At 73.1% G+C, this 23,603-nt stretch carries 17 protein-coding genes; 10 read left to right on the top strand and 7 right to left on the bottom strand.

Going from position 1 to position 23,603, the window contains the following annotated elements; translation table 11 throughout:
- Positions 1 to 36: 36 nt before the first annotated feature.
- Positions 37 to 666: an acyl-CoA-like ligand-binding transcription factor gene (locus tag A949_RS0114950; protein WP_019356823.1), complete on the bottom strand. Its 630-nt coding sequence runs from the start codon at positions 664 to 666 to the stop codon at positions 37 to 39.
- 200 nt (positions 667 to 866) lie between these two features.
- Between A949_RS0114950 and A949_RS0114955 the strand changes: the two genes are divergently transcribed.
- Both A949_RS0114955 and A949_RS0114960 read left to right on the top strand, forming a co-directional pair.
- Positions 867 to 2,804, top strand: coding sequence for an NHL domain-containing thioredoxin family protein (locus A949_RS0114955; protein ID WP_019356824.1), 1,938 nt, complete (start codon positions 867 to 869; stop codon positions 2,802 to 2,804).
- A gap of 22 nt (positions 2,805 to 2,826) precedes the next feature.
- Positions 2,827 to 3,789, top strand: a complete 963-nt coding sequence (locus A949_RS0114960; protein WP_019356825.1) for a phosphotransferase family protein — start codon at positions 2,827 to 2,829, stop codon at positions 3,787 to 3,789.
- 90 nt (positions 3,790 to 3,879) lie between these two features.
- Here the strand turns inward: A949_RS0114960 and A949_RS0114965 are convergent, their stop codons facing one another.
- From A949_RS0114965 to A949_RS0114975, 3 genes are all read right to left on the bottom strand, one after another.
- Positions 3,880 to 4,107 carry a hypothetical protein gene (locus A949_RS0114965; RefSeq protein WP_019356826.1) on the bottom strand — a complete coding sequence of 76 codons (228 nt, stop codon included), beginning with the start codon at positions 4,105 to 4,107 and terminating at the stop codon, positions 3,880 to 3,882.
- Positions 4,108 to 4,296: 189 nt separating this feature from the next.
- Positions 4,297 to 5,595 carry a M18 family aminopeptidase gene (locus A949_RS0114970; protein WP_019356827.1) on the bottom strand — a complete coding sequence of 433 codons (1,299 nt, stop codon included), beginning with the start codon at positions 5,593 to 5,595 and terminating at the stop codon, positions 4,297 to 4,299.
- A 139-nt stretch (positions 5,596 to 5,734) separates the two neighbouring features.
- Positions 5,735 to 7,561 (bottom strand): acyl-CoA dehydrogenase, encoded by a 1,827-nt coding sequence (locus A949_RS0114975; RefSeq protein WP_019356828.1) that lies wholly within the window; start codon positions 7,559 to 7,561, stop codon positions 5,735 to 5,737.
- A 117-nt stretch (positions 7,562 to 7,678) separates the two neighbouring features.
- Between A949_RS0114975 and A949_RS0114980 the strand changes: the two genes are divergently transcribed.
- Positions 7,679 to 8,272, top strand: a complete 594-nt coding sequence (locus A949_RS0114980) for an SseB family protein (protein ID WP_026004662.1) — start codon at positions 7,679 to 7,681, stop codon at positions 8,270 to 8,272.
- A 180-nt stretch (positions 8,273 to 8,452) separates the two neighbouring features.
- Here A949_RS0114980 and A949_RS0114985 read toward each other — a convergent pair whose 3' ends face one another.
- Positions 8,453 to 11,080, bottom strand: a complete 2,628-nt coding sequence (locus tag A949_RS0114985; RefSeq protein ID WP_019356831.1) for a SpoIIE family protein phosphatase — start codon at positions 11,078 to 11,080, stop codon at positions 8,453 to 8,455.
- Positions 11,081 to 11,197: 117 nt separating this feature from the next.
- Between A949_RS0114985 and aspS the strand changes: the two genes are divergently transcribed.
- The 6 genes from aspS (at position 11,198) to A949_RS0115015 (ending at position 20,068) form a co-directional block, all read left to right on the top strand.
- Complete coding sequence (gene aspS, locus A949_RS0114990) at positions 11,198 to 12,994, top strand: aspartate--tRNA ligase (RefSeq protein WP_026004663.1); 1,797 nt, start codon at positions 11,198 to 11,200, stop codon at positions 12,992 to 12,994.
- A gap of 445 nt (positions 12,995 to 13,439) precedes the next feature.
- A complete protein-coding gene (locus A949_RS0114995; RefSeq protein ID WP_019356833.1) occupies positions 13,440 to 13,703 on the top strand; it encodes a hypothetical protein in 264 nt (87 codons plus the stop codon).
- 166 nt (positions 13,704 to 13,869) lie between these two features.
- On the top strand, positions 13,870 to 15,975 hold the full coding sequence (locus A949_RS0115000) for a PhoX family protein (RefSeq protein WP_019356834.1): 2,106 nt from the start codon (positions 13,870 to 13,872) through the stop codon (positions 15,973 to 15,975).
- A gap of 241 nt (positions 15,976 to 16,216) precedes the next feature.
- On the top strand, positions 16,217 to 17,557 hold the full coding sequence (locus A949_RS0115005) for an NAD(P)/FAD-dependent oxidoreductase (protein WP_019356835.1): 1,341 nt from the start codon (positions 16,217 to 16,219) through the stop codon (positions 17,555 to 17,557).
- A gap of 132 nt (positions 17,558 to 17,689) precedes the next feature.
- On the top strand, positions 17,690 to 18,679 hold the full coding sequence (locus tag A949_RS0115010) for a zinc-binding dehydrogenase (protein WP_019356836.1): 990 nt from the start codon (positions 17,690 to 17,692) through the stop codon (positions 18,677 to 18,679).
- A gap of 213 nt (positions 18,680 to 18,892) precedes the next feature.
- Positions 18,893 to 20,068, top strand: a complete 1,176-nt coding sequence (locus A949_RS0115015; RefSeq protein ID WP_019356837.1) for a magnesium and cobalt transport protein CorA — start codon at positions 18,893 to 18,895, stop codon at positions 20,066 to 20,068.
- A 104-nt stretch (positions 20,069 to 20,172) separates the two neighbouring features.
- Here A949_RS0115015 and A949_RS0115020 read toward each other — a convergent pair whose 3' ends face one another.
- Entirely contained in the window at positions 20,173 to 21,576 is a 1,404-nt protein-coding gene (locus A949_RS0115020) for a GntP family permease (protein WP_019356838.1), read from the bottom strand.
- Positions 21,577 to 21,619: 43 nt separating this feature from the next.
- Positions 21,620 to 22,132: a gluconokinase gene (locus A949_RS33515; RefSeq protein WP_037706466.1), complete on the bottom strand. Its 513-nt coding sequence runs from the start codon at positions 22,130 to 22,132 to the stop codon at positions 21,620 to 21,622.
- Between the two features lie 485 nt (positions 22,133 to 22,617).
- Between A949_RS33515 and A949_RS0115030 the strand changes: the two genes are divergently transcribed.
- Complete coding sequence (locus A949_RS0115030) at positions 22,618 to 23,286, top strand: FadR/GntR family transcriptional regulator (protein ID WP_037706469.1); 669 nt, start codon at positions 22,618 to 22,620, stop codon at positions 23,284 to 23,286.
- Positions 23,287 to 23,603 lie beyond the last annotated feature (317 nt).

Raw genomic sequence — 23,603 nt, forward strand, 5'->3', positions numbered from 1 at the left:
GGCCGGCAGCCTCGGTGCGGGGCGGAACGAGTGGTGCTACGGAGTCGAGTGGTCCTCCGGAGTGGGGAGTCCGGTGGCCACCATGCGCAGTGCCCGGGACAGCAGCGTCTCCATCGACTCGTCCGCGTCGCCCTGCACGAACAGTTCGAGGGCGACGTTGTTGGCGGCCATCACGCTCGCCGCCACCAGGCGGGGATGCAGTTCGGCGCCCGAATCCGCGCCCGTGCGCTCGGCGATCGCCGCGGCGAGTTCCTTCTCCGCGGTCTTGCTCGCGCGCAGCATCTCGGCTTCCAGTGCGGGTTCGGCCAGCATCACCCGCAGGCCGGCCGCCCAGGCGTCGGGCTCCTGGGGCGGCATGTGTGCCACTTCGGGGCCGGGCTCCAGCTGCCGCATCGCGGCGTGTGTGATGGCCTCCCACAGTGGCTCGTCGGGCGGCCCGGCGCGGAGTTCGGCCGCGAGCCCCAGGGCGCGTTCGAGGTAGCGGAAGGCGATGGCCTCGGCCTTGCTGGAGAAGTAGTTGTTGTAGGTGCGCGGAGAGACGCCGACCGCCGCGGCGATGTCCTCGACCTTGACCCCGCTCCACCCGTGCTCGACGGTGAGCCGGACCGCGGCCCAGCTCAGCGCTGCGCGCGTGGCCTCCTTCTTCCGTTCCCGCAGACCGCTCATGGCACCCACGCTAACAAAAACTGCGTGGCACGCAAATCTGCGTGGCACGCAATGTTGCCGGGCCGGGCTCCGCCGTGCCGCCGCCCGGGACCGGACGTGGGGCGCCGCCGGCCGCTGCCGGCCGCCGACGGGCTCGCGCGGCACCGCCCGCCGTCCACAGCCCCGACCGCGCGTCCGGGAGGAATGGCAAGCTTGGACCCATGAACGATGCCGCCCCGGCGCCCAGCTCCGCGTCCGTCCCCGAGCCCCGCAGCCGTGCCCGAGTCCGCGCCCCCGAACTGCGGGGACGCTCCTGGATCAACACCGGTGGCGAAGAGCTGTCCCTGGCGGAGCTCCGGGGCCGCACGGTGATCCTCGACTTCTGGACCTTCTGCTGCATCAACTGCCTGCACGTCATCGACGAGCTGCGGGAGTTGGAGGAGCGGCACAAGGACACGGTGGTCGTCGTCGGGGTGCACTCGCCCAAGTTCGTGCACGAGGCCGAGCACGCCGCCGTGGTGGACGCCGTGGAGCGGTACGGGGTGGCGCACCCGGTGCTGGACGATCCGGAGCTGGCCACATGGAAGCAGTACGCGGTGCGGGCGTGGCCGACGCTGGTGGTGATCGACCCGGAGGGGTACGTCGTCGCGCAGCACGCCGGTGAGGGGCATGTGCACGCGATCGAGCGGCGGGTGACCGAACTGGAGGCCGAACACGGGGCCAAGGGGACGCTGCGGCGCGGCCGTGCGCCGTTCACCCCGCCGGAGCCGGTCGCCGGTGAGCTGCGCTTCCCGGGGAAGGTGCTGGCCCTGCCCGGCGGGACGTTCCTCGTCTCGGACACCACGCGGCACCAGGTGGTGGAGCTCGCCGCGGACGGCGAGACGGTGCTGCGCCGGATCGGTTCCGGGGAGCGCGGGCTGGCCGACGGCGCTGCGGAGGCCGTGCGGTTCAACGAGCCGCAGGGGCTGGCGCTGCTGCCGGGCGGCGAAGTGCTGGTCGCCGACACCGTCAACCACGCGCTGCGCCGCCTCGATCCGGCCACCGGCGCGGTGGTGACCGTCGCGGGCACCGGCGCGCAGTGGTGGCAGGGAGCGCCGACCGAGGGGCCCGCGAGGGAGGTGGCGCTCTCCTCGCCGTGGGACGTGGCCTGGTTCGAGGGGCGCGTGTGGGTCGCGATGGCCGGGGTGCACCAGCTGTGGACGTACGACCCGGAGAGCGGCACCGTCGCCGCCGCCGCCGGTACGACGAACGAGGGGCTGGTGGACGGTCCGGCCGCCGAGGCGTGGTTCGCGCAGCCGTCCGGGCTGGCGGTCGCCGCGGACGGCAGCAGGCTGTGGGTCGCCGACTCCGAGACGAGCGCCCTGCGCTGGATCGAACGGGAGCGCGCGCACGGCGCCGGGGGCGCCGGGAGTTCCGGGGCCGACGGGCGCACCGGCGGCGGGTTCGTGGTGCGGACCGCGGTCGGCACCGGCCTCTTCGACTTCGGCCACCGCGACGGCCCGGCCGACCAGGCGCTGCTCCAGCACCCGCTGGGGGTCACGGCGCTGCCGGACGGGTCGGTCGCCGTCTGCGACACCTACAACCACGCGCTGCGCCGCTACGACCCCGCCACCGGTGAGGTGAGCACACTGGCCACCGAGCTGCGGGAGCCCTCGGGTGCGGTCCTGGCGCCCGGCGCCTCGGGAGAGGCGGACGGCGCACCGGAGATCGTCGTCGTCGAGTCGGCGCGGCACCGGCTGACCGGACTGCGACTGCCCGAGGACGCGGTCCGGGTCGAGGGCGTGGCACACCGCACCCAGCGGGCGGCCACCGAGGTGGCGCCCGGCGCCCTGCGGCTGGATGTGGTCTTCCAGGCCCCGGCGGGGCAGAAGCTCGACACCCGGTACGGCCCCGCCACCCGGCTGGTCGTCAGCTCGACCCCGCCCGAGCTGCTCGCCGAGGGCGAGGGCCCGGGCACCGAGCTGCACCGTGAGGTCCGGCTGTCGGGAACGGAGGGCACCGAGGGGGTGCTGCACGTCTCGGCGATGGCCGCGTCCTGCGACGAGGAGGGCGAGTACCCCGCCTGCCATATGCACCAACAGGACTGGGGCGTCCCGGTGCGGCTGACCGCCGGAGGCGCGGACCGGCTGCCGCTGGTGCTGGCGGGGCTGGACGGTTGACCGCACCGACGGAGGCGGCACGGTGACCGGGCACCACGCGGCCGCGTACATCGACCCGTTGACCCTGGCGTGGGTGGGCCGGCATCTGGATCGCGGCGAACGGGTCGTCAGGACCGAGGAGCTGCACGGCGGCATCACCGCCGAAATGCGGCGGCTGACCATCGGCACGGCCGGCGGAGCCACCCGTGACCTGGTGCTGCGAAGCTTCGTCGACCCGCTCTCCGCGAGCCGCGCGCAGGACTGGCTGAACCGGGAGACCGACGCCCTGAACCTGCTCGGGGGGACGGGCGTGCCGGCTCCGGGGCTGGTCGCGGCGGATCCGACCGCCGCGCACTGCGCGTATCCGTCGCTGCTGATGACGCATGTGGCCGGCCGCACCGTCCTCGACGACGAGGGAGTGGAGACACGTGTCCCGCTGCTGGCCCGCCAACTCGTGGCGATCCACGCGCTGCGGCCCGCCGTGCGGCCCCGGGAGTACGAGACGCTGACGACGGCCGACACCGTCGTGGTGCCGAAGGGCGCCGACGCGGCGGCATGGGCCGCGGCCATCGACGTGATCCGCGGCCCCGCACCGACCGGTGAAGGCCGCTTCCTGCACCGGGACTTCCAGCCCGGAAACGTGCTGTTCGACATACCGCCCGCGCGTCCGGCGGCCGCCCGGATCACCGGCGTCGTCGACTGGGCGGTGGCCTCCTGGGGCCCGGCGGACCTCGATGTGGCGCACTGCTCCACCGTCCTCGCGCTCCTGCACGGCCCGACGTGGGGTCTGCGGTTCACCGAGGCGTACCAGGAGGCCGGCGGGGTGCTGGCGGCGGCGCCGGGCGAGCGGCTGTACTGGCAGGTGCGGGACGGTCTGGCGTGCTCGGAGGAAGTGCGGGCGGTCGCCCGGCCCTGGCGGGAAGCAGGCAGGACGGAGCTGACGACGCGAGCCGTGGAGGAGCGGCTGGACGCCTATCTCACGGCTCTGATGGACGCGTCGGTCTGACGGGGGTGCGCCCGGCCGGTACGGCGGGCGGGGACCGAGGGGCCGCGTACCCGTCCCGGAGAAGGGAGAGGAGCGAGGGGGCTGCTCGGCTCACTCCAGGTGGTGGCGGTTGTACTCCTCGACGACCGGTGCGCCGGGGGACGGGGGCTGCACCCGGCGGCGCTTGAGGATGCTGATGTAGGCGCACAGTCCGATCGTGCCGACGATCAGCAGGATGATGCCCATCAGGTCGACGTTGATCCCGCTGATGTCGATGTCGACCGCCAGGGTCAGAATCGCCCCCAGGGCCATCATGCCGATGCAGATGACGATGCCCATGCGTTGCCTCCAAGCGCGGTTGAGCCGTCTCGGCTCGTTCGGGCCGAACTGGCTCTTCGGCCGGGCGGATTCGCTTGCCGCGCGCGGGTACCCGGTTCGGTCGGAGGCAATCACCGTGCCGTGCGGTGCCGGGCCCCGCACGGCAGCGGGGTCCGGGACCGGCGGCCGGTCACCGGGTCGGGGGCCGGGTCACTCGCCGAGGAACGCCGTGAGGCAGTTGGCCAGCAGGTAGGGGTCGTCGGCGCCGCACAGCTCCCGGGCCGAGTGCATGGAGAGGATCGCGACGCCGATGTCGACGGTGGTGATGCCGTGGCGTGCGGCGGTGATCGGGCCGATGGTGGTGCCGCACGGCACGTCGTTGTTGGAGACGAAGCTCTGCCACGGGACGTCCGCGCGTTCGCAGGCCGCGGCGAAGACGGCGCGTCCGGAGCCGTCGGTGGAGTACCGCTGGTTGACGTTGACCTTGAGGATCGGGCCGCCGTTGGGCAGCGGGTGGTGGCCGGGCTCGTGCCGCTCGGGGTAGTTGGGGTGCACGGCGTGCCCGGTGTCGGAGGAGAGGCAGACGGTGCCGGCCCAGGCGCGGGCCCGGTCCTCGTAGGAGCCGCCGCGGGCGAAGACGGAGCGCTCCAGCACGGAGCCCAGCAGCGGCCCGTCGGCGCCGGTGTCGGACTGGCTGCCGTTCTCCTCGTGGTCGAAGGCGGCGAGCACGGGGATCGCGGTGGGCTCGGCGTCGGCGCCGCGGCCCGCCGCCGCGGTCAGTGCCGCGACTCCGGCGTGCACGGACAGCAGGTTGTCCATCCGCGGCCCGGCCACGAGTTCGCGGTCCCGTCCCAGGTAGGCGGGGGGCTCCACGCTGTGCGTCATCAGGTCCCAGCCGGCGATGTCCTCCACCGGCAGCCCGCTCTCCTCGGCGAGGAAGCGCAGCAGGTCGCCCTCCTCGGTCCGGCCGAGGCCCCACACGGGTGTCATGTGGCGCTGGCGGTTCAGCTTGAGGCCGTCGTTGACCTGCCGGTCGAGGTGGATGGCGAGCTGCGGTACGCGCAGCAGGGGGCGGTCCACGTGCACCAGGTGGGTGGAGCGGTCGCGCAGGGTCAGCCGGCCGCTGAGGCCCAGGTCGCGGTCGAGCCAGGTGTTGAGCAGGGCGCCGCCGTAGATCTCGACGGCGATCTGCCGCCAGTTGTGGGCGCCGGTGTCGGGCACGGGCTTGACCCGCAGGTTGGGCGAGTCGGTGTGGGCGCCGACGATCCGGAAGGGGGTGCCCGGCAGCGCGCCTTCGGGGACGTACCAGGCGATGAGCGCGCCGCCGCGGAGGACGTACTTGCCGCCCGGGGCGGCGTCCCACGTCTCGGTCTCGCGCACCTGCCGGAAGCCGGCCTTCTCCAGTTGCGCGGCCGCGTTCGCCACCGCGTGGTAGGGGGAGGGGCTGGCGGCGAGGAAGGACAGCAGACCGTCGGTGTGCCCGCGGTCGAACGGCGTGGCGTTGCTCATGGGCCCACCTTACGGCGCGGTGTCCGGGCGCCGGGCGTGCGGTCGTCCCCGCTCGGGACGGGCGGCGCCCCGCTCCCGGGGCGGCGGGAGCGGGGCGCGGGGGCCGGGTGGCGGCCCGGCGTCAGGGTCGCGGGAGGGCTCAGAACGCCTTCTCGTCGAGCTCCATGATCGAGAGGTCCACCGTGTCGGCCAGCTCGCGCTGGACGGCTACCTGCGGCAGCACGTTCGCGGCGAAGAACTTCGCCGCGGCGATCTTGCCCTGGTAGAACGGCACGTCCTTGGCGGCGGCGCCCGCCAGCTTCTCGGCGGCCACGGCGGCGCCGCGCAGCAGCAGGTAGCCGATGACGACGTCGCCCGCGGTCAGCAGGAAGCGGGTGGTGTTGAGCCCCACCTTGTAGATGGACTTCACGTCCTTCTCGGTGGCGGCCAGGTCGGTCAGCATGGTGCCGACGATGGCCTCCAGCTCCCCGGCGGCCTTGGCGAGGTGGTCGCGGGAGGCGGCCAGCTCCTCGCCGCCCTGCGCCTCGGCGAGGAACTTCTTGATCTCCTCGGACAGCGTGGTCAGCGCCTGGCCCTGGTCGCGGACGACCTTGCGGAAGAAGAAGTCCTGGCCCTGGATGGCGGTGGTGCCCTCGTAGAGGGTGTCGATCTTGGCGTCCCGGATGTACTGCTCGATCGGGTACTCCTGCAGATAGCCGGAGCCGCCCAGGGTCTGCAGGGACTGCGCGAGCTGCTCGTAGGACTTCTCCGAGCCGTAGCCCTTCACGATCGGCAGCAGCAGGTCGTTGAGGCGGTGGGCCGCGGCGGCGTCCTCGCCGTTGTGCTCCTTGAGCAGGATCTCGTCCTGCACCGTGGCGGTGTAGAGGACGAGGGCGCGCATGCCCTCGGCGTACGCCTTCTGGGTCAGCAGCGCGCGGCGCACGTCCGGGTGGTGGGTGATGGTGACCCGGGGCGCGGTCTTGTCCGTGAACTGGGCCAGGTCGGCGCCCTGCACCCGCTCCTTGGCGTACTCCAGCGCGTTCAGGTAGCCGGTGGAGAGGGTGGCGATGGCCTTGGTGCCGACCATCATCCGGGCGAACTCGATGATCTTGAACATCTGCCGGATGCCGTCGTGCTTCTCGCCGAGCAGCCAGCCCTTGGCGGGCTGGTTGGCGCCGAAGGTCATCTCGCAGGTGTTGGAGACCTTCAGGCCCATCTTGTGCTCGACGTTGGTGGCGTGGACGCCGTTGCGCTCGCCCAGCTCGCCGGTCTCCCAGTCGAAGTCGTACTTGGGCACGATGAACAGCGACAGGCCCTTGGTGCCGGGGCCGTGGCCCTCCGGGCGGGCCAGTACGAAATGCACGATGTTCTCGGACATGTCGTGCTCACCGGAGGTGATGAAGCGCTTCACGCCCTCGATGTGCCAGGTGCCGTCGGCCTGCTCGGTGGCCTTGGTGCGGCCGGCGCCGACGTCCGAGCCGGCGTCCGGCTCGGTGAGCACCATCGTGGAGCCCCACTGCTTCTCGGCCATCAGTGCGGCGATCTTGTGCTGCTCCTCGGTGCCCTCCTCGTGCAGCACGCCCGCGAAGGCCGGGCCGGAGGCGTACATCCACACGGCCGGGTTGGCGCCCAGGATCGTCTCGGCGAAGCCCCACAGCAGGGAGCGCGGCGCCGTGGTGCCGCCGATCTCCTCCGGGATGCCCAGGCGCCACCACTCGGCGTCCATGTACGCCTGGTAGCTCTTCTTGAAGGCGGCGGGCACCGGTGCGGTGTTGGTGTCCGGGTCGAAGACCGGCGGGTTGCGGTCGCCCTCCTCGTAGGAGGCGGCCAGCTCGTTCTCGGCCAGGCGTGCGATCTCGGACAGCACGTTCTTGGCGGTCTCGACGTCCATCTCCGCGAACGGTCCGGTGCCGTACACCGTGTCGCGCCCGAGCACCTCGAAGAGGTTGAACTCGATGTCGCGGAGATTCGACTTGTAATGCCCCATGGCGACGGCTCCGTAGTGGCTCGCTCGTACTTGTCGGTAGTCCCATAGATGATGCTACCCGTCGGTAATAAGAAGCAACCCCTCACCACCCCTCTGTGACTCGTTACTCTTTTCGCTATGTACGGTTACGACCAGACCGGTGCGCCCCCCGGACAGGGCCATGGGCCGCCCCCCGGACAGGGCCACGGGCAGGGCCACGGCGGGCACGGCTACCAGCACGCCGGGCATGGCCCGCATCCCGGTCAGCAGGGTCACCAGGCGCCGCCCCCGCCGCCGTACGGAGCGCATCAGGGGCCGCCGCAGTACGGCCAGCCGGGAGGGCAGCAACAGCAGCCGCTCTACCCCGAGCCGTCGCCGCCCTCCCTCCAGGAGTCGATCCGTGCCTTCACGACGGGCTCGATGAGCGCCGAGGACTTCCAGGGCATCTTCTCCACCTCCAAGGTGTACTGCCCGCGCGGCGACACCCCGGGTTTCCTCGCGCTGCACAACACCCAGCAGCCGGTCATCCCGATGTTCAGCACCCTCAAGGAGCTGCGCGCCTACGCCGGCAAGGAGTCGAAGTACTTCGTCATCACCGGTGCCGAGGTCCTCGACCTGCTGCCGTCCGGCTACGGCTTCGTGCTCGACATGGAGGGCGAGCACCGCGTGGTCTTCGACGCCAAGGCCGTCGAGGAGATGGTCGACTTCGCGATGCGGCGGATGTACGGCTGAGCCCCCGGACGTACGGCTGAGCCGACCGGCGCGCGGCCGTCCTCGCGCGCGGGCACGCGCCGGCGTGCGCCCCGCCGACGCGCGTCCGTCGCCGGGCTGCCGTGGCCCGCCGGGCTGCCGCGAGCATCCGCGGCTCTTCCGCCGGCCGCGCAGGCAGCTGCGCTCGGCGGCCCGGCGCCCTCAGCCCTCGTGCGGCAGCGGCGGCAGCGGGACCTCCGCGTCCAGGTCCTCCCACCGGTCCAGGGAGGGCTCCCCGGCGCTCTCCAGGATTCCCCCGCCGGAGCCCGCGGCTCCCCCTGTCGCACCGGCGGCTCCCCCGGCTTCCCCGCCCGCACCGGCGGCCGGGTCCCGTTCGTGGATCTCGAACCAGGTGCGCTTGCCCTCTCCGCGGGGGTCCACACCCCACCGGTCGGCGAGCATGCCCAGCAGCATCAGCCCCCGCCCCGAGGAGGCGAGCTCGCCCGGGCTGCGGCGGTGCGGCAGCTCGTCGCTGGGGTCGGAGACCCCGACCCACAGAGTGCGGCCCTCGCCCTGCCGCGGCACGGTGATCTCCGCCACCAGCACCGCGTCCCCGTCCGTGTGCACGAGGACGTTCGTCAGCATCTCCGAGAGCATCAGGACGGCGCCGTCCACCTGGTCCGGATCGCACCAGTCGTGCAGCAGGTCGTGGAGCTGGTGGCGGGCGTCGGCGATCCGGTCCGGCTGGGCCTGCGCGACGGTCAGCACCGTGCGCCGGGTGGTGACGCGTGCCCCGGCCGCCGGGGCGCCCGCGCCGGTGGCGCTGCGGGAGAGCAGCAGCAGCGCGATGTCGTCCTCGCGCCGGTCGGCGGGCGCACCTGTCGGGTCCCAGGAGGTGTCGCGGTCGCCCTGCACGGCCTGGACGAGGGCGTCGGCGAGCTGTTCCAGCGCCGGACTCCCGGTCGTCCGCCCGTCCTGCCCGGCCAGTTCCTCGGCGACCCGGCTGATCCGCTCCCATCCCGTCCCCAGGTCGTGGCCGCCCGCCTCGATCAGCCCGTCGGTGCACATCAGCAGCCGCTCCCCGGGCTCCAGCACCAGCCGGCTGACCGGGTACTCCGCGTCGGGTTCGATGCCCAGCGGCAGGCCCCCCGCGGTGGCGCGGACCAGCAGCGGGCCGTCCGGCAGCTGCACCGCGGGGTCCGGGTGTCCGGCGCGGGCGACGTCCAGCGCCCCGGTCTCCTGATCCACCTCGACATAGAGGCAGGTGGCGAACCGCGGCTCGGGGTGGTCGGCGGGTTCGGGCCCGGCCGTACCGGGCGCGGGGTCCGCCGTCTCCTCGGCCGGGGCGGTGGGGGGCGGCGCGTCGAGGCGTTCGCCGGCGCCCATCCCGTGCAGGAAGCGGGAGGCGCGGGAGAGCACCGCGTCCGGGTGGTGCCCCTCGGAGGCGTAGGCGCGTACCGCCACCCGCAGCCGGCCCATGATGCCGGCCGCGCGGACGTCGTGGCCCTGGACGTCGCCGATGACCAGCGCGGTGCGGCCGGAGGGCAGCGGGATGACGTCGTACCAGTCGCCGCCGATCTGCAGCCCGCCTCCGGTCGGCACGTACCGCGCCGCCAGGTCCATGCCGGGGACGGCCGGGCTGTGCGCGGGCCGCGTCACCCTCCCCCGGACTTCGTCCGGGGGGACCCCCAGCAGCCGGGCCGACAGCTCGCGCTCGGACTCGTCGAGCATGGCCCGCGAGAGCGACTGGGCCAGCATCCGGGCCAGCGTGGTCAGCAGGGCGCGTTCGTCCGGGGTGAAGGCGACGGGCCGGGCGAAGGCCGCCATCCACGTGCCGATGGTGCGCCCGGCGGCGGTCAGCGGCAGGAAGGCCCACGCGGCGTGCCCGGGCTGGGACCCGGCGGGGCGTGCGGCGGGGAAGCGGCCGGTGTACTCGGCGGGGTCGTGCAGGTAGACGGCGCGGCCGGTGCGTACCGCCTCGGCCGCCGGGTCCTCGTCCCAGAGATGCAGCCGGGAGCCGCTGCCGCGCGGCCCGTAGCCCCCGCCGGGCACGGTGGGGTGGCCGGGCCGCGGTGGCGCGCCGGGGGAGGCGCCGTAGACGGTGAGTCGGTCACCGCTGACGACGAAGACGGCCAGTGCCTCGGGGGAGAAGCCCGGCATGGCCAGCGACGAGGCGACCCGCAGCACTTCGGAGGTGGTGTGCGCCTCGGCCAGCGCCCGCCCGGTGTCCAGCAGGAATGCCTCGCGGTTGCGCCGCCGGTCCCACTCGGCGGCCACCGGTCGCGTCCGGCGGGCGGCCCCGGGGGCGGGACGCGAGGGCCGCGCTCGGGCGGCTTCCGCACCCGGCGTGCGGCCCCCGGGGTCGCGGGCCGCCGCCGGGGGGTGCCCGGGCTCGTCCGGCCGCGCGGCGCTCTCCGGTTCGGGCACCTCGTAGAGCAGCCCGGTCAGTGCGGTGGCGGTCTCGGGCGCCCCGGCGCCGCGCGCAGGGGCGACAGGGCCGGCCGGGGCGACAGGGGTGGCCGGGGGCAGGGGGCGCAGCACCACGCGGACGGTCCGCCGTACCTGCCCGTCGGCGTCCACCACCCGCAGCAGCGTCTCGGCGGTGGTGTTCTCGGCCAGCGCGAGGGTGACGATGCCCTGGAAGCCGACGTAGTCGACGGCGTGCAGGTGGGAGCGGACGGCGCTGCCGGCGAGGGTGTGGGCGCGGTGGGTGCCGGTCTGCGCTTCCGGCGGCTCCTCGGGGATCCCCAGGAGGCGGGCCGCGCGGGCGTCGAGGGTCACCAGACCGGTGGTGTTGTCCCAGGTCCAGAGCCCGGCGCCCAGGACAGCCAGGGCGTCGTCGGTGCGCATTGCACCACTTTATGCAGAGTCGTCGGGTTGGGGAAACGGGGCGAGGCGGGGTGGCCCAGGGCGGTACTCTGAGGGGCACTCCACTGTGACCCCTGAGCCGAACGACTTGGATGAATGATGCATCGGTACCGGTCCCACACCTGCGGCGAGCTTCGCGCCTCGGACGTCGGCACTGACGTCCGGCTGAGCGGCTGGCTGCACAATCGCCGGAACCTTGGCGGCATCCTCTTCATCGATCTGCGCGACCACCACGGCATCGTCCAGCTCGTGGTCCGGGACGAGTCGAGCGAGATCGACGAGCGGCTCGGCTCGCTGGCCAAGGAGACCGTCCTGCGGGTGGACGGCAAGGTCACGGCCCGCGGTGCGGAGAACGTCAACCCCGAGCTGCCCACCGGCGAGATCGAGGTGGAGGTCACCGAGGTCGAGGTGCTGGGCGGGGCCGAGCAGATCCCGTTCACCATCAACGCCGAGGACGGCGTCAACGAGGAGCGGCGGCTGGAGTACCGCTTCCTCGACCTGCGACGGGAGCGCATGCACCGCAATGTGATGCTGCGCAGCAAGGTCATCGCCGCCATCCGCGAGAAGATGGTCGCCCAGGGCTTCAACGAGATGGCGACGCCCATCCTCTCGGCCACCTCTCCGGAGGGGGCCCGCGACTTCCTCGTCCCCTCCCGGCTGCACGCGGGCCGGTTCTACGCGCTGCCGCAGGCGCCGCAGCAGTTCAAGCAGCTGCTGATGATCGCCGGGTTCGACCGCTACTTCCAGATCGCGCCCTGCTTCCGCGACGAGGACGCGCGCGCCGACCGCTCGCCGGGCGAGTTCTACCAGCTCGACATGGAGATGAGCTTCGTCGAGCAGGAGGACGTCTTCCGGGTCATCGAGACGGTGATGACCGAGCTGTTCCAGGAGCTGGGCGAGGGCCGCGAGGTCACCTCGCCGTTCCCGCGCATCCCGTTCCGCGAGGCGATGGTCAAGTACGGCTCGGACAAGCCGGATCTGCGCGCCCGGCTGGAGCTGACCGACGTCTCCGCGCTCTTCGCGGGCTCCGGGTTCAAGGCGTTCGCCGACAAGCACGTACGGGCGCTGGCGGTGCCGGACACCGCGGCCCAGCCGCGCAGGTTCTTCGACTCGCTGGGCGACTTCGCCGTCGAGCAGGGCGCCAAGGGCCTGGCCTGGGTGCGGGTCGGCGAGGACGGCTCGCTGGCGGGCCCGATCGCCAAGTTCCTCACCGAGGACGACGTCAAGGCGCTCACCGACACGCTGGGCCTCGTCCCCGGCCATGCGGTCTTCTTCGGTGCCGGCGAGTTCGACGAGGTCTCCAAGATCATGGGTGCGGTCCGCGTCGAGGCCGCCAAGCGCGCCGGGCACTTCGAGGAGAACGTCTTCCGGTTCTGCTGGATCGTGGACTTCCCGATGTTCGAGAAGGACGAGGAGACCGGCGAGATCGAGTTCTCGCACAACCCGTTCTCCATGCCCCAGGGCGGTCTGGAGGCGCTGCGCACCAAGGACCCGCTGGATGTGCTGGCCTGGCAGTACGACATCGTCTGCAACGGCGTCGAGCTGTCCTCGGGGGCGATCCGGAACCACGAACCGGAGATCATGTTCGAGGCGTTCGGCATCGCGGGTTACTCCGAGGAGGACGTCGAGCGCGAGTTCGGCGGCATGCTGCGTGCCTTCCGGTTCGGCGCCCCGCCGCACGGTGGGATCGCGCCGGGCATCGACCGCATCGTCATGCTGCTGGCGGACGAGCCCAACATCCGCGAGACCATCGCGTTCCCGCTCAACAACAACGCGCTCGACCTGATGATGGGCGCCCCGAGCGAGGTCGACGAGGCGCGGCTGCGCGAACTGCATCTCTCGCTGCGCAAGCCTCCGCAGGTCAAGCAGGCCGAGAAGGCCAAGTCGGCCGAGTAGGTCGAGCGGGCCGAGCAGGCCCGACCGGTCGAGTGGGCCGGGCAGGCCGTGCGGGGCACAGCAGGCCGCCCGGTCCGGGCGGGCACGCCCGTGCTCCCTCCGCGTCGGACACGGTCCCCTCCGTACACATACGGAGGGGGCCGTGTCGTTTTCTGCACCCGGGCGTCAAGCGGCCGATCGAGCGGTCACTCTTGGTGGGGAGCGTGGCAGAGGAAGAACAACGGTCATCGATCGGCTACATATGTGCACGGAGACGACGACGAGCGCTCCAACCCGGACGCAACCCGGGCACGATGCAACAGGGGTGGTGGTCGGCCCGCGTCGCGGGACGTGTGCCGCCGCGTACGGCGCCCCGGCCGAGGGCGTCACGCACGGTGATACACCGCAGGTGTCGTGTGCAATGTGGCGGTCGAGCGACGAGAGTGACGGCGAAGGAGGTGGCGGCGTGCACGCCGAGGGCCCCAACCCGGGCACGTGTTGCCGCTGCGGTCTGCCGGTGCGGCACCGGGCCCTGATCGCGATCATCGAGACGGGTTCCGGACCCGGCGGCAGCGCGTACGCGTGCCTGCCCTGCGCCCGCGACTACGCCAAGACCTCACTGGCCCCCGAGTGGATCGGCGAGACGATCGCCCACGCGGAGGCGATGCGGCTGGCCTGGGACGAGGAGCACGAGAACGGCAGCCGCCGCGGCGGCCGGCCCCCCGTCTGACATCCACAGGAGCATCCTCCCGTCCGGTCGGCGGGCGGTTGCGGGCGACGGCGCCGTATTCATCCGCGGTTCATTCCGCGGTCGCCCTGCCGCGTATCCGCGGCCTTAGCGTCACGGCGGCGTACGGCGTACAAGCGCATCCCGCGCCCGGACCGGAGGAACGACCATGCGAAAGCCGCTGCCGCTGCTCACCGCGCACCCGACGGGAAGGTCGGCGATGACCTGCCGCTACCGCTGCGGCGACGCCTGCTTCCACGAGGTGCCCAACACCAGCATCAACGAGTACGCGGGTGACGTCATCGCCCGGGCCCTCACGCGCCGCTCGGTGCTGCGCGCCGGTGCCGTCGTCGGGGTCGCCGCCGCGGCCGCGGGCGCCGGGATCGCCGGTCCCGGCGCCGGGAGCGCCGTCGCCGCGCCGCAGGGCAGCGGGCACCACCCGCACGGCGGGCCGCACGGCAAGCCGGCCAAGGGCCTGCGGTACGAGCCCGTCGCGCCCAACACCGCGGACACGGTGACCGTCCCGGAGGGTTACGGGCAGAACGTCGTCATCCGCTGGGGCGAACCGATCCTGCGCGGGGCGCCGGACTTCGACCCGGCGCGGCAGAGCGCGAAGGCCCAGGCGGGGCAGTTCGGCTACAACAACGACTTCCTCACGCTGCTCCCGCTGCACCCCCGGCACCAGGGCCACAGCCACGGACACGGCGCCGACCAGCTCCTGGTGGCCAACCACGAGTACACCGACGAGGAGCTGATGTTCGCCGGGTACGACCCGGAGCAGCCCACCCGCGAGCAGGTCGAGATCGCCTGGGCGGCGCACGGCCTGTCCGTCGTCGCGGTGGCCGGTGAGCGGCGTACCGGCGCGCTGCACGCCGTGCCCCGCCACCCGCTCAACCGCCGGGTCACCGCCACCACCGAGTTCCAGGTCACCGGCCCGGCCGCGGGCAGCGCGCTGCTGCGCACGAAGGCCGACCCGAGCGGGCGCCGGGTGCTGGGGACGCTCAACAACTGCTCGGGCGGCACCACGCCGTGGGGCACGGTGCTCTCCGGCGAGGAGAACTTCAACCAGTACTTCGCCAACGCGGAGCGGGTGACCGACCCCGAGCGCGTCGCGACGCTCAAGCGGTACGGCATCTCGGGCGGCGCCAGCGGGCGGCGCTGGGAGGAGTTCGACGAGCGGTTCGACCTGACCGCGGAGCCGAACGAGGTGCACCGCTTCGGCTGGGTGGTGGAGCTGGACCCGTACGACCCCGACTCCACACCCCGCAAGCACACGGCGCTCGGCCGGTTCAAGCACGAGGCGGCCCAGCCGCGGCTGTCCCGGGACGGGCACGCCGTCGTCTACATGGGCGACGACGAGCGTTTCGACTACTTCTACAAGTTCGTCTCCAAGAACCGGATGCGCCGCGGGAAGAGCGCCGAGGACCGGCGGCACAACCTGTCCCTGCTGGACGAGGGCACGCTCTACGTCGCCAAGCTGACCGGTGACAGCCCGGCGGACGAGATCGACGGCGCGGGCACCCTGCCCGAGGACGGCGAGTTCGACGGCACCGGCCGGTGGATCCCGCTGGCCGCCGGGGACCGGTCGTTCGTGCCGGGGATGAGCGCCGAGGAGGTGTACGTCTTCACCCGGCTGGCCGCCGACAAGGCCGGTGCCACGAAGATGGACCGCCCCGAGGACATCGAGCCCAGCCCCCGCACCGGCCGGGTGTACGTGGCGCTGACCAACAACACCGACCGCGGCAAGGACGGCAAGCCGGGGCCCGACGAGGCCAACCCGCGCAACGCCAACAAGCACGGCCAGGTGCTGGAGTTCGCCGAGCGGCGCGACGACCCGACCGCGCGGACCTTCTCCTGGCGGCTCTTCCTGGTCTGCGGCGACCCGGAGGACCCGGGTACCTACTTCGGCGGCTTCCCCAAGGAGCAGGTCAGTCCGATCTCCTGCCCGGACAACGTCACCTTCGACGACTACGGCAACCTGTGGATCTCCACGGACGGCAACAAGCTCGGTTCGCACGACGGGCTGCACGGTGTCGCCACGGCCGGGCCGCGGCGCGGTGAGGTACGGCAGTTCCTGACCGTTCCGACCGGCGCGGAGACCTGCGGGCCGCTGGTGCAGGACCGCCGGGTGCTCGTCGCGGTCCAGCACCCGGGCGAGGTGGACGGCGCCTCGGTGGAGCAGCCCGCCTCCACCTGGCCGGACGGACCGGGCCACTATGTGCGCCCGGCGGTGGTGGCCGTCTGGCCCGAGGACGGCTCCCACGTCGGACGCTGACCCCGGCCGCCCGCGCGGTCGGGTGGCGCTGGAGCCGGACAGCAGGAGCGCGGGCCCCGTCGGTGACGTCCGGCGGGGCCCGGCCCGGTCCGGCACCCGCGGCCGCGGGTGCTGTGGGGGTGTGCGCGGTGGCGGGGCCCACGGACCCGTGCGAGGGTGACGGCAGGGCATTTGCGACGGAGATGCCGAAATCAGGCGGAACGCCTCCCATCACGCCAACCTCGCGGGTGCAGGTGCAGTCATGGAGCGAACCAGGATTCTGATCGTCGGCGGCGGCTTCGCCGGAGTCGAGTGCGCACGCGGACTGGAGCGGGGACTGCGGCCCGAAGAGGCGGAGATCAGCCTGGTCACGCCCGCCAGCTACGAGCTGTACCTCCCGCTGCTCCCGCAGGTCGCCGCCGGGGTGCTCACCCCGCAGTCGGTCGCGCCGCCGCTGCGTAGGCTGGTGCACCGGACCTCGATCGTCCCCGGCATGGTCATCGGGATCGACCCGCACGAGCGGATGTGCGTGGTCCGCCTCATCAGCGGCGAGACCGTCAACCAGCCCTACGACCGGTTGATCCTCACCCCCGGCAGCGTCACCCGCAGCTTCGACATCCCGGGTCTGAACGAGCAGGCGCGCGGGATGAAGACGCTCGCCGAGGCCGCCTATGTGCGCGACCACGTGATCGCCCAGCTCGACCTGGCGGCGGCCAGCACCAACGAGCAGGAGCGGGCGGAGCGGTTGCAGTTCGTGGTGGTCGGCGGCGGCTACGCGGGCACCGAGACCGTCGCCTGCCTGCAACGGCTGACCAACTCCGCCGCCAAGCGCTATCCGCGGCTCGATCCGGACCTGATCAAGTGGCATCTGCTGGACATCGCCCCCAAGCTGATGCCGGAGCTGGGCGAGAAGCTGGGGCGGCGCGCCCAGCAGATCCTGCGCGAGCGGGGGACGGACGTGTCGCTGGGGGTCTCGGTCGCCAAGGCGAGCGAGCGGCGGATCACGCTGACCGACAACCGGGTGCTGCCCTCGCGCACCCTGATCTGGACGGCGGGTGTCGCCGCCAGTCCGCTGATCAGCACCCTCGACGCCGAGACGATCAAGGGGCGGCTCGCGGTCAACGCGGACTTCACGGTGCCCGGCCACCCCGGTGTGTACGCGCTGGGCGACGCGGCGGCGGTGCCGGATCTGACGAAGGTCGGCGGCGCGGTGTGCCCGCCCACCGCGCAGCACGCCGGGCGGCAGGGCAAGCACATGGCCCGCAATCTGATCGCCGCGCTGCGGGGCGAGCCCATGGTGCCCTACCGGCACAAGGATCTCGGGCTGGTCGTGGACCTCGGCGGGACCAATGCGGTGGCCCGTCCGCTGGGGTACGAGTTCTCCGGGTTCCCCGCGCAGGTCATCACCCGCGGCTACCACCTGACGGCGCTGCCCACCTTCACGGCGAAGGTCCGCACGGTGGCGAACTGGAACCTCAACGCGCTGATGGGTGACGACTTCCTGCGCACCGGCTTCCTCTCGCGCCGTCCCGCGACCCTCCAGGACATGGAGGCCACGGACGCCTACCTCACCCAGGAGCGGGCGCGCGAGCTGACACCGTGAGGCGGGGGCGCGGCGGGCCGCGGTGGACCCCGGCCGGCCGCGGCGGACGCGATGCTTTGACTTGAAGTTAAGTTCAAGTAGCAGGGTGGGGGTCTCGCAGCCAGCGAGAGTCCCCAGCCGGAAGGCATCGCCATGCACGCCGTCGTCCTGCACACCTTCGGCCCCGCCGAGAACCTCCGCCACGAGACGCTGCCCGACCCCGAACCCGGACCGGGCCAGGTCCGGATCGCCGTCCGCGCGGCCGGGGTCCACGCCGTCGAGACCGCCCTGCGCGCCGGGGTGACCGAGGGCCTCGTGCCGCCGCTCCCCGAGCTGCCCGCCGTGTTCGGCGGCGAGGTCTCCGGGCGCGTCGACGCGGTCGGCCCCGACGTCGGGGCCGAGTGGCTGGGCCGCGACGTGGTCACCGCGAAGGGCTCCCCCGGCGGCTACGCGGAGCTCGCCGTCGCGGACCTCGCCGAGGTGCTGGAGCGCCCCGCCGGGCTCGACCACGAGGCCGCGGTCGCCGCGATCGTCACCGGCGGGACGACCGTCGCGGTCCTCGCCCGGGCCGGTCTGGACGAGGGCGACGTGGTGCTGGTCAACTCGGCGGCGGGCGGCATGGGACGGCTGCTGGTCCAGCACGCCCGCGCGCTGGGCGCCGTGGTGATCGGTGCGGCCGGCGGCCCGGAGAAGACCGCGGCGGTCCGGGAACTCGGCGCGGACCTCGCCGTCGACTACACCCTTCCCGACTGGCGGCGGACGGTCGCCGACTGGCCGGCCGGGCCCGGCGGCGGACGCTCCGTCACCGCCGTACTGGACGGGGTCGGCGGCGAGCAGGCCCGCACCGCCTTCGGGCTGCTCGGCGCCGGCGGCCGCTTCGTGACCTACGGCGCGATCTCCGGTGCCGAGTTCACCCCGGCCGCCGACGAACTGGCGGCCCGCGGCGTCACCCACATCGACGCCCTGCGCAGCATGCTGGCCCACCCCGAGCACCTCGCGGACCACCGGGCCGAGGCGCTCCGCCGCACCGCCGCGGGCGACTTCACCCACACCACCCACCCGTTCCCGCTCGCCGAGGCCGCCCGCGCGCACAGGGCCCTGGAACGGCGCGAGACCACGGGGAAGGTCGTCCTGATCCCCTAGCGATGTCCCCGGCCGCGGGAGGCCGGCACCGCGGCGTCCCCGGGCGGTCGGTTCCGGTGGCCGGTTCCGGTGACCGGCTCCCGCGTGCGGTGCCGGCCGTGTGGGACGCCGCCGGACGTGTGCGGTGCGACCGCGTGGGGGCACGCATTCGGTGGGGGAATCCGGGCACAGTTGGGGGAGAGCAAGGAACGACGAGCAGTCCGAGGAGCCCCCATGCCCACGGTGCCGGTGGTGCGCAGCCTGCGCAGGGTGGTGCGGCCCCGCGTGCCGCGCCCTGTGGTGGACCTCTCCCACCCGGCGCGCTCCCCGCTGGGCACCTCCGTGGTGAGCTGTGTGGCCTACGACCGCGAGGGCACCCGGCTGATGGCGGAGTGCGGCGTCGCGGAGGCGCTGGCCTGCGTCCGCAAGGGCGGCGCCGCAGGTGACAGGGACGCCGGCGACGGTGGCGGCACGGGTGACGGCGGCTTCGTGTGGATCGGGCTGCACGAGCCGGGAGAAGCCGAGTTCGAGGGCATCACCGAACTGTTCGGGCTGCACCCGCTCGCGGTGGAGAACGCACTGGAACCCCATCAGCGGCCGAAGGCGGAGTGGTACGGCGGCGAGATGATGTTCGCCGTCTTCAAGACCGTCAGCTATGTGGAGCACGAGAAGGTGTCCACCACCAGCGAGGTGGTGGACACCGGCGAGATCGTCGTCTTCACCGGCGCCGACTTCGTGATCACCGTCCGGCACGGGCGGCACGGCTCCCTCGGCCCGCTCCGCGAGGAGTTGGAGTCCGATCCCGAGCGGCTGGCGCAGGGCCCGGGGGCGGTGCTGCACGCGATCGCCGACCGGGTCGTGGACGACTATCTGCTGGTCGCCGACGAGGTGCAGACCGACATCGACGAGTTGGAGAGCCAGGTCTTCGCCTCCGCGGCGCCCTTCGGCGGCAGCGGCAGCGGGGGCGGCTCCGGCACCAGCCGGGTCTACCAGATCAAGCGCGAGCTGCTGGAGCTCAAGCGCGCCACCCTCCCGCTGGCCCGGCCGCTGGAGCTGCTGTCCGACCGCCCCAACCGGCTCATCGACCCGGAGATACGCAAGTACTTCCGGGACGTCGCCGACCACCTCGCCCGGGTCACCGAGCAGATCGCCTCCTTCGACGCGCTGCTCGACTCGATCCTCCAGGCCCATCTGGCGCAGGTCTCCACCGCCCAGAACGAGGGCATGCGCAAGATCAGCGCCTGGGTCGCCATCGTCGCCGTCCCCACGATGGTCTGCGGCATATACGGGATGAACTTCGACCGGATGCCGGAGCTGCACTGGCGCGTCGGCTATCCGCTGGTCCTGGTCGTCATCGCCGTGACCTGCGTGGCCATGTACCGCGCGTTCCGCAGGAACGGCTGGCTGTGAACCGCGCGGCACCCCCTCCGGGAACCCCGGGGCACCGCTTTCCGGAACGCCGGGAGGGCGCCCCGCGGTGAGGGGCGCCCTCCCGGGCGGGTACCGGCGGGGTGCTAGAGCACCAGCGACAGCAGCAGCAACAGCACCAGCCCGACGACGGAGATGATCGTCTCCATCACCGACCAGGACTTCAGGGTCTGCCCGACGTTCATCCCGAAGTACTCCTTGACCAGCCAGAACCCTGCGTCGTTGACGTGGCTGAAGAAGAGCGAGCCGGCGCCGACCGCGAGCACGACGAGGGCCGTCTGCGGCGTGGACATGTCGGCGGTGAGGGGGCCGACGAGCCCGGCCGCCGAGACGGTGGCCACCGTCGCGGAGCCGGTCGCCAGCCGGATGCAGACGGCGATCAGCCAGCCGAGCAGCAGCGCCGGGATCGACCAGTCCTCGGACAGGTCCAGGATCATCTGCCCGATGCCGACGTCCACCAGGGTCTGCTTGAAGCCGCCGCCCGCGCCGACGATCAGCAGGATGCCCGCGATCGGGCCGAGCGAGCTCGCCACGGTGGAGGACATCCGGTCCTTGGTGAAGCCCGCGGGGCGTCCCAGGGTGAACATCGCGACCAGTACCGCCACCAGGAGCGCCGTCATCGGGTCGCCGATCACGTCCATGACCCGCTGGACGGTGTCCTCGGGGTCGTCGACGACGATGTCGGCGAGCGCCTTGGCGAGCATCAGCACGACGGGCAGCAGCACCGTGGCCAGCGTGCCGCCGAAGCCGGGGCGCCGGTCCGGTTCGGCGTCGGCCCGCTCGGGCACGACCCCTTCGGGCGGTGTGGTGTCGACCCAGCGTGCGGCCACCTTGCCGAACAGCGGACCGGCCACGATCAGGGTGGGGATGCCGACGACGAGGCCGAGGGCCAGCGTCACGCCCAGGTTGGCGTCCATCGCGTCGATGGCGACGAGCGGGCCGGGGTGCGGGGGCACCAGCCCGTGCATCACCGACAGTCCGGCGAGCGCGGGGATGCCGACGCGCATCACCGAGTAGTTGCCGCGCTTGGCCACCAGCAGTACCACCGGGATCAGCAGTACCAGTCCGACCTCGAAGAACATCGGCAGCCCGACGATGCCCGCGATCAGCGCCATCGCCCACGGGATGCTGCGCCTGCTCGCCCTGGCCAGGATCGTGTCCACGATCTGGTCGGCACCGCCGGAGTCGGCGAGCAGCTTGCCGAGGATGGCGCCCAGCGCGATGAGCACGCCGACGCCGGAGACGGTGTCTCCGAGGCCGGTGCTGAAGCTGGCGATCACCTTGTCCAGCGGCGCGGCGGCCGCGCCGCCCAGCGCGAGGGTGCCGACGGTCAGCGCCAGGAAGGCGTGCAGCTTGAACCGGGTGATGAGTACGACGATGACGGCGATGCCGACGAGGGCGGCGATCCCCAACTGGACGTTGCCGGCGGAGGTGATGGGGTCCGGTTGCTGCGACCCCGCGGCCAGCATCTCGGCACTGAGATGGCGCACGGCTCTTCCTTCTTCGTGGGTGGTGATGTGTGGCGGGAACGGGTCAGGGGTTGCTGACCAACTGGTCGGTATGAGTGGGGGAGAGGCGGCCCAGCGTCGCCAGGGCGTGCCGGGTGACCGCGGGGGGTCCCGGCGCGACGTCGACGGCGGCGCCCGGCTCGTCCGGTGCCAGCGGTTCGAGCGTGGCGAACTGCGAGTCCAGGAGCGTGACGGGCATGAAGTGGTCCGACCGCCCGGCCATCCGCTCGGCGATCAGCGCGCGGTCGCCGGTCAGATGCAGGAAGACGACACCGGGTGCCGCGGCCCGCAGCCGGTCGCGGTAGCCGCGCTTGAGCGCCGAGCAGCTCACGACCCCGCCGCGCCCCTGGTGGCGGTGCGCCCAGGCGCCGATGGCGTCGAGCCAGGGTGCCCGGTCGGCGTCGTCGAGCGGGGTTCCGGCGGACATCTTGGCGACGTTGGCGGGCGGGTGGAAGGCGTCGGCCTCGGCGTAGGGCACGTCGAGTGCGTCGGCGAGCAGGCGTCCCACGGTGGTCTTGCCGGTGCCCGCCACTCCCATGACGACGACCACGGCGTCGGCGGCGGGGTGCACCGCCGGGTCGGCCGTCGGGCCGGTCGGCCCCTCGACCGGCTCCACCGCCGGTCCGGGTGCCGTGTCGGCCACCGGGTCGAGCCCCGTGTCCTGCTCGGACCTTTTGCTCCGCACCGCTCTCACCGTCCTCGTCGACCTCGCTCGGCGCGCAGGACACTCAACCCCATAGGTCACATGTATTCAATAGCTGGAAGCGATGTAGTCATACTTATTCGCCGTGACGAGAAGCACGTAGGCTGAGCGTCCCGGGCACTCGTCGAGTGCGCGGGGAGGGGTGGAGACAAGTCGGGAGAGGCATGACCAGCCAGGACGACGGCGCCGACCGGGAGTACGGCCCGGTGGACCCGCACCGCGGGGACGGCGGGGACGGTGCGGACGGGCCGGACGCCGCGGGTGCGGACGGCGCGAAGCGCGGTCGGGGGGTGCGCCGCGAGCGCGGGCTGCACGCGCGGATGCTCGCCTCGCTCGGCCCGGCGATCACGGCCGGTGAGTACCCGCCCGGCACGGTGCTGCTCACCGAGGAGCTGGCCGCCCGCTACGAGGTCTCCCGCACGGTGGCGCGGGAGGCGGTGCGGGTGCTGGAGTCCATGCACCTGGTCGAGTCGCGCCGCAGGGTCGGGGTCACCGTGCTGCCGACCGAGCAGTGGAACGTCTACGACCCGCAGGTGATCACCTGGCGGCTGGCCGGTGCCGACCAGGGGCGCCAGTTGCGCTCCCTCACGGTGCTGCGATCCGCCGTCGAGCCGGTCGCGGCCCGCCTCGCCGCCGAGCAGGCCACTCCGGAGGAGTGCGCCGCACTGACCGAGTACGCGCTGGGCATGGTCGCCACTTCGCGCGGGCGGCAGCTCGACAACTACCTGGTGCACGACATCGCCTTCCACCGCGCCGTGCTGCGGGCCTCCCGCAACGAGATGTTCGCGCGGCTCGGCGACGTCGTCGCGGCTGTCCTCACCGGCCGGACCCAGCACGAGGTGATGTTCAGCGACCCCCGCCAGGAGGCCGTCACCCTGCACGTCCAGGTCGCGGAGGCCGTCCGGGAGGGGGACGGTGCCCGCGCGGAGCGCGTGATGCGCACCATCACCGAGGACGCGATGGCCGAGCTGGACGTGCTGGCACCCTGATCGCCCGCCGGGGCGCCGTCCCCGGTGCCCGGCCCGGTCCCGGCCCGGTCCCGGCCCGGTCCCGGCCCGGTCCCGGCCCGGTCCCGGCCCGGTCCCGGCCCGGTCCCGGCCCGGTCCCGGTTCCCGTCCCGCCGCCTCCGGTCCGGTCCCGGCCGGGCCGCGGGGACGTCGTCCCGCCGGGTACGGGGCATCCTGTCGCCTTCGGGCATCGTCGGGCGCGGTTGCGGCGTCCGTCTCGGTGACGGCGGTCGGCGCGTTCCCCGGGGTGGTCCGGCCGCCGCCCACTGGTTAAGCTCACACAGAAGTTCTCTTGCGGA

This window comes from Streptomyces sp. AA1529 (assembly GCF_000280905.1).
Classification (GTDB): Bacteria; Actinomycetota; Actinomycetes; order Streptomycetales; family Streptomycetaceae; genus Streptomyces.